15 protein-coding genes and 1 other annotated feature are annotated in these 16,236 nt (G+C 44.3%); of the genes, 3 read left to right on the forward strand and 12 right to left on the reverse strand.

All coding sequences use genetic code 11. From position 1 onward, the window contains the following. Positions 1-85: 85 nt before the first annotated feature. Both ung and nfo read right to left on the reverse strand, forming a co-directional pair. Positions 86-766 carry a uracil-DNA glycosylase gene (gene ung / locus R7P69_RS14145; RefSeq protein ID WP_005382846.1) on the reverse strand — a complete coding sequence of 227 codons (681 nt, stop codon included), beginning with the start codon at positions 764-766 and terminating at the stop codon, positions 86-88. Between the two features lie 289 nt (positions 767-1,055). Continuing rightward, positions 1,056-1,940 (reverse strand): deoxyribonuclease IV, encoded by an 885-nt coding sequence (nfo, locus tag R7P69_RS14150; RefSeq protein WP_017635072.1) that lies wholly within the window; start codon positions 1,938-1,940, stop codon positions 1,056-1,058. A 326-nt stretch (positions 1,941-2,266) separates the two neighbouring features. Here nfo and grcA point away from each other — a divergent pair, with 326 nt between their 5' ends. Continuing rightward, positions 2,267-2,644 (forward strand): autonomous glycyl radical cofactor GrcA, encoded by a 378-nt coding sequence (gene grcA, locus R7P69_RS14155; protein WP_005381814.1) that lies wholly within the window; start codon positions 2,267-2,269, stop codon positions 2,642-2,644. A 110-nt stretch (positions 2,645-2,754) separates the two neighbouring features. On the opposite strand, the gene R7P69_RS14160 is transcribed toward grcA, so the two are convergent. The 5 genes from R7P69_RS14160 to thrL form a co-directional block, all read right to left on the reverse strand. Next, complete coding sequence (locus tag R7P69_RS14160; RefSeq protein ID WP_017635073.1) at positions 2,755-3,414, reverse strand: NADPH-dependent FMN reductase; 660 nt, start codon at positions 3,412-3,414, stop codon at positions 2,755-2,757. A 122-nt stretch (positions 3,415-3,536) separates the two neighbouring features. Beyond that, a complete protein-coding gene (gene thrC, locus R7P69_RS14165; RefSeq protein WP_005381818.1) occupies positions 3,537-4,817 on the reverse strand; it encodes a threonine synthase in 1,281 nt (426 codons plus the stop codon). Next, on the reverse strand, positions 4,814-5,770 hold the full coding sequence (gene thrB / locus R7P69_RS14170; protein WP_017635074.1) for a homoserine kinase: 957 nt from the start codon (positions 5,768-5,770) through the stop codon (positions 4,814-4,816). Before thrB ends, thrC begins: the two co-directional genes overlap by 4 nt. Positions 5,771-5,790: 20 nt before the next feature. Beyond that, positions 5,791-8,250: a bifunctional aspartate kinase/homoserine dehydrogenase I gene (thrA, locus tag R7P69_RS14175; protein ID WP_017821509.1), complete on the reverse strand. Its 2,460-nt coding sequence runs from the start codon at positions 8,248-8,250 to the stop codon at positions 5,791-5,793. Positions 8,251-8,303: 53 nt separating this feature from the next. Beyond that, positions 8,304-8,423: a sequence feature (Thr leader region), on the reverse strand. Beyond that, complete coding sequence (gene thrL, locus R7P69_RS14180; RefSeq protein WP_074192076.1) at positions 8,359-8,436, reverse strand: thr operon leader peptide; 78 nt, start codon at positions 8,434-8,436, stop codon at positions 8,359-8,361. It overlaps the preceding feature by 65 nt. A 423-nt stretch (positions 8,437-8,859) precedes the next feature. Here thrL and R7P69_RS14185 point away from each other — a divergent pair, with 423 nt between their 5' ends. Next, entirely contained in the window at positions 8,860-9,330 is a 471-nt protein-coding gene (locus R7P69_RS14185; RefSeq protein ID WP_017633634.1) for a hypothetical protein, read from the forward strand. On the opposite strand, the gene R7P69_RS14190 is transcribed toward R7P69_RS14185, so the two are convergent. Together R7P69_RS14190 and R7P69_RS14195 are read right to left on the reverse strand one after the other, a co-directional pair. Continuing rightward, positions 9,327-9,809: a putative 4-hydroxy-4-methyl-2-oxoglutarate aldolase gene (locus R7P69_RS14190; RefSeq protein WP_005381822.1), complete on the reverse strand. Its 483-nt coding sequence runs from the start codon at positions 9,807-9,809 to the stop codon at positions 9,327-9,329. The genes R7P69_RS14185 and R7P69_RS14190 overlap by 4 nt on opposite strands. Positions 9,810-9,873: 64 nt before the next feature. Continuing rightward, the gene (locus R7P69_RS14195; RefSeq protein WP_238952209.1) at positions 9,874-10,281 is read right to left on the reverse strand and encodes a DUF3293 domain-containing protein; all 408 of its coding nucleotides are present in this window, start codon (positions 10,279-10,281) and stop codon (positions 9,874-9,876) included. 361 nt (positions 10,282-10,642) lie between these two features. Here R7P69_RS14195 and arcA point away from each other — a divergent pair, with 361 nt between their 5' ends. Beyond that, positions 10,643-11,359 (forward strand): two-component system response regulator ArcA, encoded by a 717-nt coding sequence (gene arcA / locus R7P69_RS14200; RefSeq protein WP_005381824.1) that lies wholly within the window; start codon positions 10,643-10,645, stop codon positions 11,357-11,359. A gap of 85 nt (positions 11,360-11,444) precedes the next feature. Here the strand turns inward: arcA and R7P69_RS14205 are convergent, their stop codons facing one another. From R7P69_RS14205 to R7P69_RS14215, 3 genes are all read right to left on the reverse strand, one after another. Next, the gene (locus tag R7P69_RS14205) at positions 11,445-11,894 is read right to left on the reverse strand and encodes a hypothetical protein (protein WP_005381825.1); all 450 of its coding nucleotides are present in this window, start codon (positions 11,892-11,894) and stop codon (positions 11,445-11,447) included. 1 nt (position 11,895) lies between these two features. Then, positions 11,896-14,250, reverse strand: coding sequence for an aerobic respiration two-component sensor histidine kinase ArcB (arcB, locus tag R7P69_RS14210; protein ID WP_005381826.1), 2,355 nt, complete (start codon positions 14,248-14,250; stop codon positions 11,896-11,898). Between the two features lie 237 nt (positions 14,251-14,487). Continuing rightward, complete coding sequence (locus R7P69_RS14215; RefSeq protein ID WP_054728787.1) at positions 14,488-16,233, reverse strand: GGDEF domain-containing protein; 1,746 nt, start codon at positions 16,231-16,233, stop codon at positions 14,488-14,490. Between the last annotated feature and the right edge of the window lie 3 nt (positions 16,234-16,236).

Here is a 16,236-nt window from a genome sequence, read left to right on the forward strand (position 1 = left end):
TAAGTGTACATGAGAAATTTACTATCAGCCTCGAGCGTGCTCAAAAAAACAGCGATCATACCACCCATGATCGCTGTCTCTTCATTTATACCGTTAATGGCAAATGCCAGTTAATTGGTGCTTTTTCTTGTGATGTAAGCAACTGGTTTGCTTGAGAGAAATGCTTACAACCGAAAAAGCCTCGATGTGCAGAAAGTGGCGATGGGTGTGGGGCAGCTAACACATGGTGCTTGTTGCGATCGATAAAGCGCCCTTTCTTCTGCGCGTGTGACCCCCACAGCAAGAACACTACACCTTCTTGATGCTGATTAATGGCTTCAATCACTCGGTCAGTAAACGTTTCCCAACCTGTCTTTGAATGTGAATGCGCTTTACCTTGCTCCACCGTTAATACCGTATTGAGTAACAATACGCCTTGTTCAGCCCAGCTTTGCAAAAAACCATGTTGAGGGATTTGGAAACCTTCAATATCTTGCGCCAGCTCTTTATACATATTAACCAGTGACGGTGGCGTTTTAATGCCAGGCAGTACAGAGAAACACAGGCCATGCGCCTGATTTGGGCCGTGGTATGGGTCTTGTCCTAGAATCACGACCTTAACGTCTTTGAACTCGGTAAAACGAAACGCGTTAAAGACATCTTTTGCGGGAGGAAAAATAGCTTTGCCTGCGGCGCGTTCGGCTTCAACAAAATTCAAGGTGTCTACAAAGTAGCTCTGCTTTTTCTCTTCGCCGATCACATCGTGCCAAGTGGGTGACTGATTCATGGAAAGTTCCTGTCCTAAATTTTGCTTCTATTCTAACGAGCGAAACTCAAACAAACAAAAACTTACCACGAACTTGAGACAAGTAATAAAAGACTAATGCTTCTGTGGCGTTCGAAAATGCCCCTGTCCGGTAATGTGACGATTAGGCATCGGTAAGCGAAGCACGCGACGAGTGTAAGCATAAGGAGTAAAAGAGAGTGGTCGAGACATGTTGGCATCCTTCTTTGCTAATTCAGAGATTGATGTTCAATGACTAAGAAAGAAAGGTGCCAACTTTGTGGTTACGCCATTAACTGTCAATGGCCGCTAAATGGAATTGACGCAACGTGTTGATCTCTCGCTGCCAAATATCTGGATCAATTGTTTCTAAAATCAGAGGGATACCATCAAAACGAGGGTCTTTCGCGATGTACTCAAAGCAATCCCACCCGATCTCTCCTTTACCAAGAGAATGGTGGCGATCTACTTTGCTGGCAAACTCTACTTTTGAATCATTTAGATGCATTGCTCTTAAATAGTGCATACCTACTATACGGTCGAACTCTGCAAAGGTGCGCTTGCAATCTTCTTTTGTACGTAAGTCATAACCAGCCGTAAAGGTATGGCAGGTATCAATACAAACGCCGACACGATCTTTATCTTCCACTTGCTCGATGATTTCAACAAGGTGCTCAAACTTCCAGCCTAAGTTAGTGCCTTGACCTGCCGTATTCTCGATAACAGCGATCACATTCGGCACCGCTTTATGCGCAAGATTGATCGACTCGGCGATCGTCGCGAGGCACTCCTGTTCAGAGACTTTCTTTAGGTGACTACCCGGATGGAAGTTAAGCAAAGTCAGCCCCAACTGATTACAACGCTCCATTTCATCAATAAATGCCGCGCGGGATTTATTCAGCTTTTCTTCTTCCGGCGCACCCAAGTTAATCAGATAAGAATCATGGGGAAGAATATGTTCTGCTCCGAAACCCAGCATTTTACAGTTCGCTTTAAACGCACTGATGGTTTTTGATTCTAAAGGCTTCGCCGCCCACTGGCGTTGGTTTTTTGTAAATAGTGCGAATGCATTCGCGCCAATTTCACGAGCTCTCAACGGAGCTTGATCGACCCCACCAGCAGCAGAGACATGTGCACCAATGAGTTTATTCCCAAGCTTGTTTTTCATGTTTGTCATTTAATCACTTTAGACTTTCAGTATTGCTACCTAAATACAGATAGTTGCGTTAACCAGTTTAAATTTTAATCTCAATTTGTAGTAAATTTACAACAAAACCAGTTATTAAATATTTTTTATATTATCAAATAAATTGTAATTAGTTTGTTTTCAAAGGTTTTATTGATTTAACTCAATAAAATTACCTTAATAAAAATAATGTTTTTGGTTGTTTTTTGACTTAAATCAATATTAAAATAGTGGATATTAGCTATATAATACTCAGCTCAACGAAAATTCGAAAATTAACACCAATAATCACCACGTAAGTGGTCTAGGAGATAGTGATGATCCAAGGTATCCAAATTACAAAAGCGGCAAACGACGACCTACTAAACTCTATCTGGCTATTAGATAGCGAAAAAAATGAAGCTCGTTGTGTTGCTGCAACTGCTGGCTACGAAGCAGACCAAGTTATCGCAATCAGCGACCTAGGTGAATACGAAAGCCGTGAAGTTGCAATCGAAACTGCTCCTCGTATCGAAGGCGGCCAACACCTAAACGTGAACGTGCTTAAACGCGAAACACTAGAAGATGCAGTTGCACACCCAGAGAAATACCCACAACTAACTATTCGTGTTTCTGGTTACGCAGTACGTTTTAACTCGCTAACTCCAGAGCAACAACGTGATGTAATCGCTCGTACTTTTACTGAGACTCTATAATCTCTCAGTAAACTAGCTCGCTAGAATTTAAAAAGCTTGGTCAGCAATGACCAAGCTTTTTTGTTTCAGAATCCTTCTAACCCCTTTCTATAATGGAAAGCAACTCGCCTCTAAGGTGCATTTCTTTGCGAAGGATCTTTCTGAAACGCTTGCGCTACAGAGGTTGGATCAAGCCTATCTCTTTGCAGTGACGCCCCTTCTGCCCACCAAATCAATTGATGCATAGTGCGATTCATATAGTTGTCCCACTGCGTCTGCTCCGACTCATCCGCAGCAACGCCCTGTTCATCAAAGACTTCTTGCGCTTTCGGAATGTGGATCATCGCAGAGACAGGTAGACATCCAAGTTCAGATAAGAAGGTACGCATAGAAACGGCAGCTCTAACACCACCCCATTGTCCGGCAGAATAGGTCACGATAGCACTCGGCTTGTAAGAAAACAGCGAACTGCCGAAATGGTTAAGCATGTTCGCCAAAGCAGGACTCATCGAATGGTTATATTCCGGGCTAACCATCACATACCCATCCGCATGTTTGATTTTGTCTGCTAGCTCACTTAGGTGCTGCGGAACTTTAGAGCGGTGATAAGCAAACTCGGGCTTAAACACATCACCAAAGTCGTAATTCAAAGGGTCGATGATTTCGACCGTATGTTGCGAATGTTGACTCGCGATGAGTTTTTCACACGCTTTACTGACTCGCATTCCTAAACGGGCTGGTCGTGGTGGAGTGCTGTCTCTCACTGAGCCAAGAAAAATCAAAAAATGCATGCTTCTCTTTCCATCTCATTTAGTTAAGTTCGTTTCTCAATCATAAAGAGAGTCAAAACTTACCGACAATAAAAAAGGTGAATGATTACTCATTCACCTCTCGTTATTTCTGTTTTTGATACTTACTGCACGCGGCGCAGTACTTGTTTCAATGCGTCAAAGTCTGCGTCGAGCTCTTCCGATAGCAGCTCCATCGCAGCGTGCTTCGCTAGTGGCGCAGGAAGCTCGATATCGGATTCTAGAATATCATCCACGACTTCTTTGAACTTCGCAGGGTGAGCAGTACATAGGAACAGACCGGTTTCACCGTCTTGCAATTGTTCTTCAAGCACTCGGTAAGCAATCGCACCATGCGGTTCGCATAGGTAGCCTAGAGCATGTAAATCTTTCACTGACTGTGCGCTTTGCTCATCAGATACTGCGCCTTTACCTAACGTCTCCAAGCCCCACTCTTTCACGCGGCACAGCTCTTCAATACGAGGCCAGTTGTTTGGTTGGCTCACGTCCATCGCGTTCGATGTTGTTGCGACTGTTGGTTTTGGCTCCCACTTACCTGTTTCTAGGTAGCGAGGAACCGTGTCATTGGCATTAGTTGCAGCGATAAAGCGTTTGATAGGCAAGCCCAACGCTTTTGCCAATAGACCAGCAGTTAGGTTACCGAAGTTACCGCTTGGTACTGATACCACTAGGTTTTCACGCTCTTGCTTGCTCATTTGCGCAGCTGCTTCAAAGTAGTAACAGATTTGCGCCATCAAACGGCTGATGTTGATTGAGTTTGCAGAGTTCAGACCGATCTCTTCACGCAGTGCAGAATCATCAAAAGCTTGCTTAACCAGTGCCTGACACGCATCGAAGTCTCCATCGATCGCGACAGTATGGATGTTCTTACCAAGCGTACAGAATAGCTTCTCTTGCAGTGGGCTGATCTTACCTTTCGGGTAAAGAATCACAACGTTGATGTCTTCCATACCGTAGAAAGCATGCGCAACGGCTGCGCCAGTATCGCCGGAAGTTGCAGTCAGAATAGTGATCTTGCCGCCGTCCGAAACCGCAGCAAGAGATTGCGCCATAAAGCGACCACCAAAGTCTTTAAATGCAAGCGTTGGACCATGGAACAGTTCCAGAGCGTAAACACCGTCTTTGACCTGATTAATTGGCGCAGGGAATTGGAATGCAGCATCAACAAGAGCATTCACTTGCTCCTCTGTAAGTTCATCTCCAATTAACGCCGATAAAATCTTAGTGCTACGAGAGACAAAGTCTTCTGCAAGCAGCGCATCGATATCTTCAAATTTTGGTAATTCCGATGGGAAAAATAGACCTTGGTTACGGCCTAACCCTTGGCGAACGGCTTGGCCAAAGGAAACTTGTTCATCATTTTCTTTTATATTGTAAAGCTTCATAGCTCACTTCCTGTTACTTTCGAACCCTGCTTATCTAGACGACAAACGTGGACGAATCCTTCTTCGTTTTGTACGTAGTTTTGTTCTAACCAGCGAGCAACTCGCTCAGCGACATCTTTCTCTTTGCAAATACTGAACAGTGTCGGACCACTGCCAGAAATACCGGTTGCCAATGCACCCGCAGACGCTGCGTATTGACGTGCATTCGCAAAACCTGGAAGCAGTTTCTCACGATACGGTTCTGCGATCACGTCTTTGATCATTTTTGCAGCAAGTTCTGGCTGACCAGAATGACACGCATGAATAAAGCCCGCAAGGTGACGACCATGAGCAATGATATCTTGTCGGCGGTATTGAGATGGTAGGATCTCACGCGCTTCCGCCGTTGATACCTTGATACCCGGATACGCCATCACCCAGTACCAATCATCAAAACAAGGCACTTCTTGACTGATGATACCCAACTCTTCAAGCATCAACTGGACACCACCAAGGTAACACGGTGCAACGTTGTCGTAGTGAATACCACCAGAGATCTTGCCTTCCATCTCTCCCATCAGCGCTAGTAATTCTGTCTCGTTAAGTGGCTGTCCATGGAATCGGTTCAATGCATCTAATGCAGCAACGATAGAACATGCACTTGAGCCTAAACCAGAGCCAATTGGCATGTTCTTTTCTAGCGTCATCTCAAGTGGTTTTAGCTCAACGCCTTTTTTGTCTAACTCACGAGCAAACACGAGCCAACAGTCGTAGACGATGTTCTCTTTTGGTTCAGTTGGCAATTTCTCAACAAAATCACCCGCCGTTTTAAGGCTGAACGGATCAGCCCCAGATTTCACCAATACACGGTCACCCAATAGTGTGCCATCCACTGGAGACACGGCAGCCCCCAGCACATCAAAGCCAACGCTTACATTACCAATTGATGCTGGGGCATAAACCACTACATCCATATCACTTGAACTCATTATTGTTATACCCCTAGTTTCCAACCTAAAGTACGCATCACGTCAGAAAATACACCCGCAGCCGTTACTTCGGTGCCTGCACCATAGCCACGTAACACTAGTGGGATTGGCTGATAGTAACGGCTGTAAAATGCCAGTGCGTTTTCACCGTCCTTGATTTTATACATTGGATCGTTTTCATCCACCGCTGCGATGCTTACTGTGCACTTGCCCTCATTAATCTCACCAACGTAGCGCAGTACTTTGCCTTCTTCCGCTGCCTTTGCAGATAATTCTTTAAAGTAAGCGTCTGCTTCAGGTAAACGCGCCATAAATTCATCAACGCTACCAGAATCATCAAAACCTGGTGGCAGTGCTTGATCAACCACAACGTCTTCTAGTTCTAGAGACATGCCTGCTTCACGAGCTAGGATCAGAAGCTTACGCGCGACATCCATACCAGAAAGATCATCACGAGGATCCGGTTCAGTAAAACCATTTTCTTTTGCGATATTAGTAGCTTCACTTAGGCTCATACCTTCATCTAACTTACCGAAGATGTATGACAGAGAGCCAGAAAGAATACCGCTGAAGCGCTCTAGCTCATCACCCGCTGAGATTAGGTTTTGCAAGTTTTCGATTACCGGTAAACCCGCCCCCACAGTTGTTTCGTACATCAGCTTGCGACGAGAGCTGCGCGCAACATCGCGAAGCTGATGGTAGTAAGCCATGCTTGCTGTATTTGCTTTTTTATTTGGTGTAACGACATGGAAACCAGCAGCTAGGAAATCAGCGTATTGATTCGCAATATCTTCACTTGATGTACAGTCAACCAATACTGGGTTGATGATGTGGTTACGTTGAACCAAAGAAATCAAACGCGCTAGGCTGAACTCTTCTGTCGCTGCCGACATACGATCACGCCAATGATCGAGTGGCAGACCTTCACTATCAAGCAGAAGACCTTTGCTGTTTGCCAAGCCACACACGCGAATAACGATGCCTTTTTCCGCAAGCTTCGCCTGTTGACGCTCGATCTGATCCACCAGCTCACCACCAACGCCACCAATACCAACCACGAATACGTCTAAGAAGTGCTTAGAGTTGAATAGGTTTTCGTGACACGCTTTGATCGCTTCAGAGATTTTATCTTCAGGAATCACGGCTGAGATAGCACGCTCAGATGAGCCCTGTGCGATGGCTACAATGTTTACGTTCACTTCAGCAAGAGATGAGAAGAAGCGAGATGCAACACCGCGCGATGTACGCATGCCGTCACCAACCAACGTTATGATTGAAACATTATCAATAAACTCGACCGGCTCTAATAAGCTATCTTTCAGTTCCAACTCAAACGCATCGGCCAGTACTTGTTGCGCTTTTGCTTTATCTTCTGCCTCAATACAGAAGCTAATGCTGTACTCAGAAGAAGACTGAGTAATAAGAACAATAGACACACCAGCGGAAGACATTGCGCCAAATACGCGGCTTGCCATGCCAACCATACCCTTCATACCTGGGCCGGAGACGTTAACCATAGTTAGGTCGTTTAGCGTCGTGATACCTTTGATCGCCAGATTGTCTTCACCAGTGTCTTGCCCAATCAAAGTTCCTGCACCTTGTGGGTTAAAGCTGTTTTTGATCAGACATGGGATGTGGAACTGTGCGATTGGGGCGATGGTTTTCGGGTGCAGAACGGAAGCACCGAAGTAAGAAAGCTCCATCGCTTCTTGATAGCTAAGAGATTTAAGTAGGCGAGCATCTTCGACTAAGCGAGGGTCACAGTTGTACACACCATCTACGTCTGTCCAGATCTCACAGCAATCTGCGCGCAGACACGCCGCAAGAACCGCCGCCGAATAATCAGAGCCATTGCGACCAAGTGTTACCAATTCACCTTTCTCGTTACCTGCGGTAAAGCCAGGCATGATGTTCACATGACCTTGAGGAAGAGGATTCTGGCGGAAGTTCTGAGTCGAAACTTCAACATCGACCATGGCTTCAAGGTGATCACCTTTTGCGTATAGGTATTCAACTGGGTCGATAAGATGTGCAGGCTGGCCTTTGGCTTCTAACACCGCTTTCATCAATTGAATCGAAACGCGTTCGCCTTTGCTAATAATACGTGCATTAACATTGTTTGGGCACATGCCAAGAAGATTGATGCCATGAACGAATTGGCGTAATTGAGAGAGAGAAGTTTTCACTTGGTTATCGAAAGCTGAACCATCGATATTGGGTAGTACTGCTTGGACTTGAGTGAAGAGCGTTTTAAACGACTCCTCCAACTCTTTGATTTGTAGTTCTGCTTCACCATTGCGCAATGCGCCTTCAATTACCGCAACCAATTTGTTTGTTGTTTTACCAGGAGCGGAAAGAACAACCGCCACTTCTTCTTGTTGAGCGTTATTGGCAATAATGTCTGCCGCTCTCAAAAAGCGATCTGCATCAGCTAGTGATGATCCGCCAAACTTCAATACTCGCATCCCTTCCTCCGGTATATCTTCTTAAATTTGTCTAAATTCTGGATAAAAAAGCATAAAAAAAGGCCTGTATCTTGTTGGATACAGGCCTTTTTTGTGAATTTCTTTCGCTCAGCAGCCTGCCCCAACATGTGTCGTGTCGGTAATAATAATGGTCGTGGTCATTACTACTAGGCTGTTAGATGGCATAAATAAATATTCAACGTTAATTGTGTTTGCTTAACTCTACGTTTACCGAGTTTCTGATACATAGTCAACAAAAAATTGTTTGTTTTTCCATCTTTCAGAGATTTCTGCTAAGCAATGTCATTGATATTTATAGTTAATTACACATTATTGATCATTTGGAAATCTACAGTTAGTTTTTGTAAAGGACTTAACTATCATCACCAGTTCGGTTTTTTATCTAATAACTAGTCTAATCTTTGCCATAAAACGTACGATCAAATAATTCGAGAGGGTTGTGACACATAACAACAACTTAACTGTGACTTATGTTCATAGGATCGAATTATTTAGAAAATAGGTGAGCTAGCTTTCATATTCTATGCTTTAATAGTGAGAAGCTTTGGGCGCATACTAATAAAAAAGTTGACACAAGGAGTGGTGAACATGAAAAGAGGGCTTTTTCTGTTGCTGTTTTTTGTGCCTGGTGTTTGTCTAGCAAACGAACTTCCGCCGCTTCCAGGTAAAACATCCCCTTCTCCTCATAAGCTATTCATTTCCAGCGACAGTTATCAGTCTGACAGTTTTGATGTTTGGAATATCGATACGGGTTACGCTTACGAGCTTTTTGATTCGGTAGATGTTTATGTCGGTGCGCGAGTCAATAACTCTCCTACCCAAAATCAAAGTGGTTTTTTGAGCGGGATCAGCTATCACTTTAATGATCGTGTCACGCTGAAAAGTACAGTTCGCTCTTACAAGAACGAAACAGTGGAAGGTATTCGCCAAGACGACAGTAGCCTCGCGGCTGAAGTCTCAAGTCGCGTAAAAATTACCGATAAACTGGATCTTCACGCGACTCTTGATTACCAAGATTGGCAACAAGGCTTTGAGGTTGGTTTAGGCTTTCGTTTTTAGAAGTCCAGCTTTTGCTTAGAAATCAATACACCGTTCCAGTCCGCGTAAACGTAGTGCTTAGGTTGAACGATTTGGTTTTGCATCGTTAAGGTTACGTTTACCTCTCCTATCCCGCGTTTCTCTGTTTTAAACGGGTTGGTGCCAAGAGCTTGAACGCCAATGTCCATTTGAGATATTTGTGCTACATCGCGTATTGCACCATAGACAATGATGCCTTCCCACCCATTTTCTATTCCGAGTATCGCTAATTGATCGCCGAGTAATGCTCTCTGACACGATCCATGTCCGTCAACAATCAATACTTTACCCGTTCCATCTTCGCCCAGTACTTCACGCACTTTCGAGTTATCGTGATAGCAGCGCACCGTAACGATTTCACCGTAAAAAGCGCTACGTTGACCAAAGTTCTGCAATGGTAAAGTAAGCAAGCTCACTTGGTCTTCAAATTGGTCACAAATATCGGGTGTAATGTCTCTCATATTTCCTCCGTGAATTTTCTCACCCAAGCGTTGCTTCAGTGAGCAGTATCCTTTTCTATACCTTTTATACGAGCCGAGGCTTAATGGAGCCTAACGTATGCAAAACTTTCGGCTGCGAGCACGCAATAAGATAAAGTTGGTCATTAATGACGTAATAAATCGCGTTTTGTTGAAAGTCATTCGCCAATTCAACGGCTACCTCTAGCGACAACTCGACGGCAAAGCTTTCCTCATACCATGTAAAAGCGCTATCACCTACCGTGACAGGCGCGTAATTAACGTGCTGTAGCTGTTTTTCTAACGCGTGATTGTTTATGCTGTTCTCTTCTTTGGACCTCAAGTTACTGTATGGGTTCCAAGCGGTTATCACAGCATAGTTTGAAACACGCCACTCGGCTTCGAATCTGAAAAAAGATTCTGAATAAGCATTCCATAACGATGCGTCTATGTTCTTATTACTTTTTTCTATCATAAGTCTTAAACGATTAATAACAGTTACATTTCATCAATTGATATAAATCAACAAACTGAATGGAATTAACATTTGAGCATTGTTAGCATGCTGTTAACAATATAAAATCCGCTCAATATCTTAGGGTGTTTACGTTTCAGGCCCCACTGAAAGCAGGAAATGAAAGGTAAACAAGCCCTTTAGAATAAACGTCGCCATTGGATACTGGTGAGTTGGCAAAATTCCATGGAGGGCGGATAACTGAAAGAAGTGTTTTTTTGATCAACTTGATTTATTATCAAAATCACATTACCTGTATGTTATATTTTTGCCTAGAATTTATTCTATTAGCACAATTTTGTCACAAATTTAGGTACCGCCAATGCAAACCCCGCAGATTCTTATCGTTGAAGATGAGCAAGTAACTCGTAACACTCTTAAGAGTATTTTTGAAGCAGAGGGATACGCTGTTTTTGAAGCCAGTGACGGTGAAGAGATGCACCAAGTGTTGTCTGATAACTCAGTCAACTTGGTTATTATGGACATTAATCTTCCAGGCAAGAATGGCCTTCTACTAGCGCGTGAATTACGCGAGCAAGCGAACATTGCTTTAATGTTCCTGACAGGCCGTGACAATGAAGTAGACAAGATCCTAGGTCTTGAGATTGGTGCAGATGACTACATCACTAAACCATTCAACCCACGTGAACTAACTATTCGTGCACGTAACCTACTTAGTCGCTCAATGAGCTCTAACGCGGTGCAAGAAGAGAAGCGCTCGGTAGAAAAGTATGAATTCAACGGTTGGGTACTAGACATCAACAGCCGCTCTCTAGTAAGCCCTGCTGGTGATAGCTACAAGCTACCTCGCTCTGAGTTCCGCGCATTACTGCACTTCTGTGAGAACCCGGGTAAGATTCAAACTCGTGCAGATCTTCTTAAGAAGATGACTGGTCGTGAACTTAAGCCACACGACCGTACTGTAGACGTAACGATTCGTCGTATCCGTAAGCACTTTGAGTCTGTTTCAGGTACGCCAGAAATCATCGCCACTATCCACGGCGAAGGTTACCGCTTCTGTGGCGATCTAGAAGACTAGATTTAACCGCTAATATGCAAAGGGCTTGCTCATTGAGCAAGCCCTTTTTGTTTTAGGTCTAACGACTAATGCAACATCATTGCGGTTAATAAACCTTGTTAATCTTCACGTACTTTTCGACTAACCAACGCTGTTTACCCGCATCGTCTAGAAGCACTGCGATATCAACCGATTTTTCTGTGTTCACATCAATGTGAGACGAGAACGCCACCTCCCATCGGCTTTCACTGTGCGTTCGAGTATCTAAAGACGCACTGTCCACCAACCACTCTTTTTGCCCCTGTTTAATAATAAGAGCTTCTGCCGTTAGATTTGCAGGAAGTAACTGATCTCCTTCGAGGTAAAGTGCACCTTGAATACTTTGCTCTTCCACGTCCCCAATATTCGGCATGAGGTTCACCCATAAATTACTTTTGAGCTCAACATTAACCTCATTAATCGTAATCTGACTGTTTTGTTGCCAATTCACATTTGGAACGGAACTACAGCCTGCCATCAATGCCATGGCTAATGCCAATGGTGCGATTCTTTTCATGTTATTTCCTTTGTTCCAACCAACTTTTGAGGACTTGAATATCGTTTTGGTATTCATTTTTGATCTCTTCAACCCAGTCTGAAATGTTTTCCCACCATGCTGGCATATCGGGCGATTGCGCTTTTTGCGCCACACTTTGGATACGTTTCAGGCCAATTGAACCTGCAGCACCTTTGATTTTATGCGCTTCAGAAACAATCCCATCTTGATCTTTCGCTGTCATGTTCGAATCTAAGACATCGATATAGTCTGGCATCATATCTTCAAACATTTTTATGCTGTCGTAGACAGGTTTTGCACCAACAATGTCGACGTAAGACTCTAACATATCCATATCGAGCAAATGTGTCTCAATCACAGGAGAAGGCACTGGCTCTTCCACTGTTTCGGGACCGCTCACCACTTCCTTAGGTTGTTCTAACTGGTGAGCGAAGAATTTATCAATCACTGACTGAATAGCATTCACTGCCAGCGGCTTACTGATCGCATCATCCATGCCGTTATCTAAGTATTCACGACGATCTTTCATTACATTAGCAGTTAAGGCGACCAATGGAGGAAGATTGTTATAATGCTTGCGGTAATAATTGGCGACATCAAAGCCCGTCATATCAGGCAGTTGGATATCCAACAACGCTAAGTCGTATTTTTCTGGCACAAAGTTCACTAACGCTTCTTGGCCCGTCATTGCCACGGTGACAGAGTGCCCTAGGCTCTCTAGTAACGATTTAGCCACAGTTACGTTAAGCTCGATGTCTTCGACCATAAATATGTTGAGGCGCACATTGTCGCGTTTCGCATCAATGACTGGCTCAGCTAGTTCAACAATCGGAACGTGGATCGATACAGTAAAAGTGCTACCAAAGCCTTCCTCACTGGTAACCGTAATGTCACCATCCATCATATTGATCAGTTGCTTAGATACCGCCAAACCAATACCTGTACCGACCGCATGCAGGTTGTCCTTGCCTGATTTCACTTGGTAGTACATCGCAAAGATCTTATCTAGCTCTTCGTCTGGGATACCAATACCTGTGTCTTCCACTTCCATAATAATGGTCGCAAAATCGTCTTCGACATCCGCGCTCACTGTCATCACAACGCCACCTTCCTTGGTGAACTTCATTGCGTTGCTGACCAAGTTCCAAATCACCTGACGTAGACGGGTTGCATCCACTTCAATTGCTTTTGGCAAGTCGCTTAAACGTTCTAAGTCAAAGCGTAACCCTTTTTGTTCCGCCATCAGAGCTGAGATACTCTCAATCTCTGCGACGAAGTCTTCGAAGTTAAGTGGCGCAGGTAATAGTTCTAACTTACGGCGATCAAATTTATCCATATCGATAATATCGTTGAAGATGTTACCTAGAGTAATCGCACTCACATTGATGGTCTGCATGTGTTTACGCTGCTCTTCTGTCAACGGACTATCTAGAAGCATACGACTTAAGCCTACAATGCCATTCAGCGGCGTTCGCAGCTCATGACTGATGGTTGAGATGAAGGTAGTTTTGTCGCGGCTTGCTTTCTCTAACGACTCTTCATGGCGCTTACGTTCAGTGATATCACGACCGAACCCAACGAGACCAAGGTGGCGGCCATCTTTGCTGTAAAATGGCACTTTACGCAGCTCAAAGTAATGCTTGCGACCATCTGGGTATTCGAGCCATTGCTCGTAAGTAATTGCTTGATTATCGGCAAAAACCTTTTGGTCAGTATCAACGATATGCTCGGCGATTTCTTTGCTATACACATCCCAAGGGCTTAATCCGACTAACTGGTGCTCTTTCTTGCCCGTTAGCTCTTCCATCGCGCGGTTACAGCCAGAGAAAACACCATCCGCATTGCGGTAGTAAATTAAGTCTGGTGAGGCATCAATAAATGAACGCAGTAATGCGGTACGTTCTGCCAACTCTAATTGAGTACGTTCGCGTTGGAACACCTCATTTTCGAGGTCTTGCATCGCCTCTTCACGTGCTTCTTCCGCTTTAATACGCTCTTCAATTTCTTGGTTAAGCTTTTCAATGTTTTGTTGAAGTTGGTAATTCAGCTCTTGATCTCGCGAACGCATGTCCTTCAGTTTGGACACCAGCTTAGTTAAACGCTGGCGAGACTCTTCTAGTTGATCGACAACCACAGAGAGGAAGTAAACCGCCCAAGGGGTGATCAATAGACCAAAAAACACCGAACGGACAATGTCGATATCATCTACTCGCCCTTTGAGAGCTAAAGTAATCCCTACCTGCACCACAACAGCTAATGCCACCAGCGCAAGGGCTAGCAAAATAGAGAAGCGAACAATCCCCAGTTTGACTAGCAAGTCGACATAATACTGGGCGAGATTTTTCATGGGTTTCATTAACTACTCCATGGTGGTGGCTAGATAGCGCCATTCGATGATGAAAAACAGGTAAATGCACTCGACCTAACGCAATTTAGGTCTGTTTGATTAGTGAAAAACACACGGTGCGATCTGCTCTTGTGATACGAGATAAAAAGATAAACCAACGAGCGCACAGGCTTGTGTAAGTTTAACGTGTTTAATACGGTGATTTAAACAATCAGCTATCAACTTAGAGCAAGCGGTCACAAAGCGTTAGCAAGAACTGGGGTGAATACAAGTGCGATTACGTCCATCAGCTTTAGCTTGATATAACGCACTGTCAGCCATAGCGATGCCCATTTCGGGTTCATCACCATGCTGAGGAATGTAAGAGACCAGACCGATACTGACGGTAAGGCGTTCAGATGCTTCTGAACTGTCGTGTTCCATATCAAGCTGTAGAATTTTCTCATGAATACGCTGTGCTACGTTGCGCGCACCTTCCGTGGTGGTATTCGGCAAGATAAAACCAAACTCCTCGCCACCATAACGCGCAACACAATCCGAAGAACGATTGATGACTTGTGTAAACACGGTAGCAACACTGACTAACGCTTCATCACCTTGTTGGTGACCGTAACAGTCGTTGTAATCTTTGAAAAAGTCGATGTCACATAACATGATGGTGAGCGGCAGCTTTTCTCTAGCATGGTGGTACCACAATACCTGCAGTTGTTCATCGAAACGGCGTCGGTTCGATACTTGAGTTAAGCTATCCATAAAGCTCAATTTTTCTAACTCTAGGTTGGCTTTTTCCAACTTTTGTTCTGCAAGATAACGCTCAGAAATATCACGCGCCATGATCAGCACACCATTCGTTCCTGATGCTTTATCTTTAAAAGGCGATTTCACCACATCAAACCACGTACTTTTACCATCACTACTCACGACTTTATCTATGTATCGAACTGGCTCTAACTGGCGTAATGCTTCTAAGTCACTGTCTGCTAAGCGCGCGTACATCTCTTTAGGAATCACGTCTTGGAGGCGCTTACCTATCAAATCAGAAATTTTTGAAATTCCTAACGCCTTAACAAAAGGCTGATTACACGCTTGATAGACCATGTTCTCATTGAAAATACCAATAGAGTCCGGACTGGCATCCAGAATCGTTTGTAAGATAGTATCTCTTTGCGCTAGCGCCACCTCTGTATCTTTGCGACGCTCCATTTCATCTCGCAGATTCTGTTGCATCTTGTGCCATTCAGTCACGTCATGACTAATAGACAGCGTACCGATAAGCTCACCACTCGGCGAAACAAGAGAGTTTTGATTGACTTCCAGTAAGCAACTTCGACCTTGTGGATCCGTTGTCCATTTACGTTCGCTTTTTCTGGTCATCTCACCCAAGGTCTTGGATGCGCAAGCTTCTTCCCTTCGCCCTTGCCAGAATTGATCAAATGCTCGATTGGTCGTTAACAGATTGCCTTGGCGGTCTTGGGTACAAATCAGCTCTGAAAGTGAGTCTAATGCCGAACGTGCGATGATTAATTGGGCAAGTTCTTGTTGCTGCTCTTGGTGAGTGGCTTGATATGGCTGAGCATAAAGAATCCAAACTCGATGATTGCGCAATAAACTCTTTCTGCCTGACAGCTCCACTTTAATAGATTCACTATCAGATAGTCGCCAGTCAAAAGCCTGCTGACGAAAATGACGACTAGAGAAGCGATCGAGAAACTGCTCAAGCTCATGAATATCGAATAAAGCAGGATACAAATATCCCGTTCCCAAAGAGCGAATGCCTAATAACTGCATCGCAGCCCGGTTAGATAGCAAGAGCTGAGCATGGCTAGTGTCCACCACTATGACTGGATAGGGAGAATCCGTTACTAGTTGCTTAAGTGACGTCTGAAAGTGCAAATAGATCAGTGCTAACGCGCACACGCCTGCGATTAATAACAAGACGACATAGCCATAACCGCCTTGACCACCCCAAAGCCAATTGAGTAACTGATCCATCGT

The organism is Vibrio sp. 661 (assembly GCF_033339315.1).
Taxonomy (GTDB): Bacteria; Pseudomonadota; Gammaproteobacteria; order Enterobacterales; family Vibrionaceae; genus Vibrio; species Vibrio alginolyticus.

Coding starts and splice junctions, on each gene's coding strand:
- ung (WP_005382846.1), bottom strand. CDS start 766: ATGAATCAGTCACCCACTTGGCACGATGTGATCGGCGAAGAGAAAAAG.
- nfo (WP_017635072.1), bottom strand. CDS start 1,940: ATGACAAACATGAAAAACAAGCTTGGGAATAAACTCATTGGTGCACAT.
- grcA (WP_005381814.1), top strand. CDS start 2,267: ATGATCCAAGGTATCCAAATTACAAAAGCGGCAAACGACGACCTACTA.
- R7P69_RS14160 (WP_017635073.1), bottom strand. CDS start 3,414: ATGCATTTTTTGATTTTTCTTGGCTCAGTGAGAGACAGCACTCCACCA.
- thrC (WP_005381818.1), bottom strand. CDS start 4,817: ATGAAGCTTTACAATATAAAAGAAAATGATGAACAAGTTTCCTTTGGC.
- thrB (WP_017635074.1), bottom strand. CDS start 5,770: ATGGATGTAGTGGTTTATGCCCCAGCATCAATTGGTAATGTAAGCGTT.
- thrA (WP_017821509.1), bottom strand. CDS start 8,250: ATGCGAGTATTGAAGTTTGGCGGATCATCACTAGCTGATGCAGATCGC.
- thrL (WP_074192076.1), bottom strand. CDS start 8,436: ATGCCATCTAACAGCCTAGTAGTAATGACCACGACCATTATTATTACC.
- R7P69_RS14185 (WP_017633634.1), top strand. CDS start 8,860: ATGAAAAGAGGGCTTTTTCTGTTGCTGTTTTTTGTGCCTGGTGTTTGT.
- R7P69_RS14190 (WP_005381822.1), bottom strand. CDS start 9,809: ATGAGAGACATTACACCCGATATTTGTGACCAATTTGAAGACCAAGTG.
- R7P69_RS14195 (WP_238952209.1), bottom strand. CDS start 10,281: ATGATAGAAAAAAGTAATAAGAACATAGACGCATCGTTATGGAATGCT.
- arcA (WP_005381824.1), top strand. CDS start 10,643: ATGCAAACCCCGCAGATTCTTATCGTTGAAGATGAGCAAGTAACTCGT.
- R7P69_RS14205 (WP_005381825.1), bottom strand. CDS start 11,894: ATGAAAAGAATCGCACCATTGGCATTAGCCATGGCATTGATGGCAGGC.
- arcB (WP_005381826.1), bottom strand. CDS start 14,250: ATGAAACCCATGAAAAATCTCGCCCAGTATTATGTCGACTTGCTAGTC.
- R7P69_RS14215 (WP_054728787.1), bottom strand. CDS start 16,233: ATGGATCAGTTACTCAATTGGCTTTGGGGTGGTCAAGGCGGTTATGGC.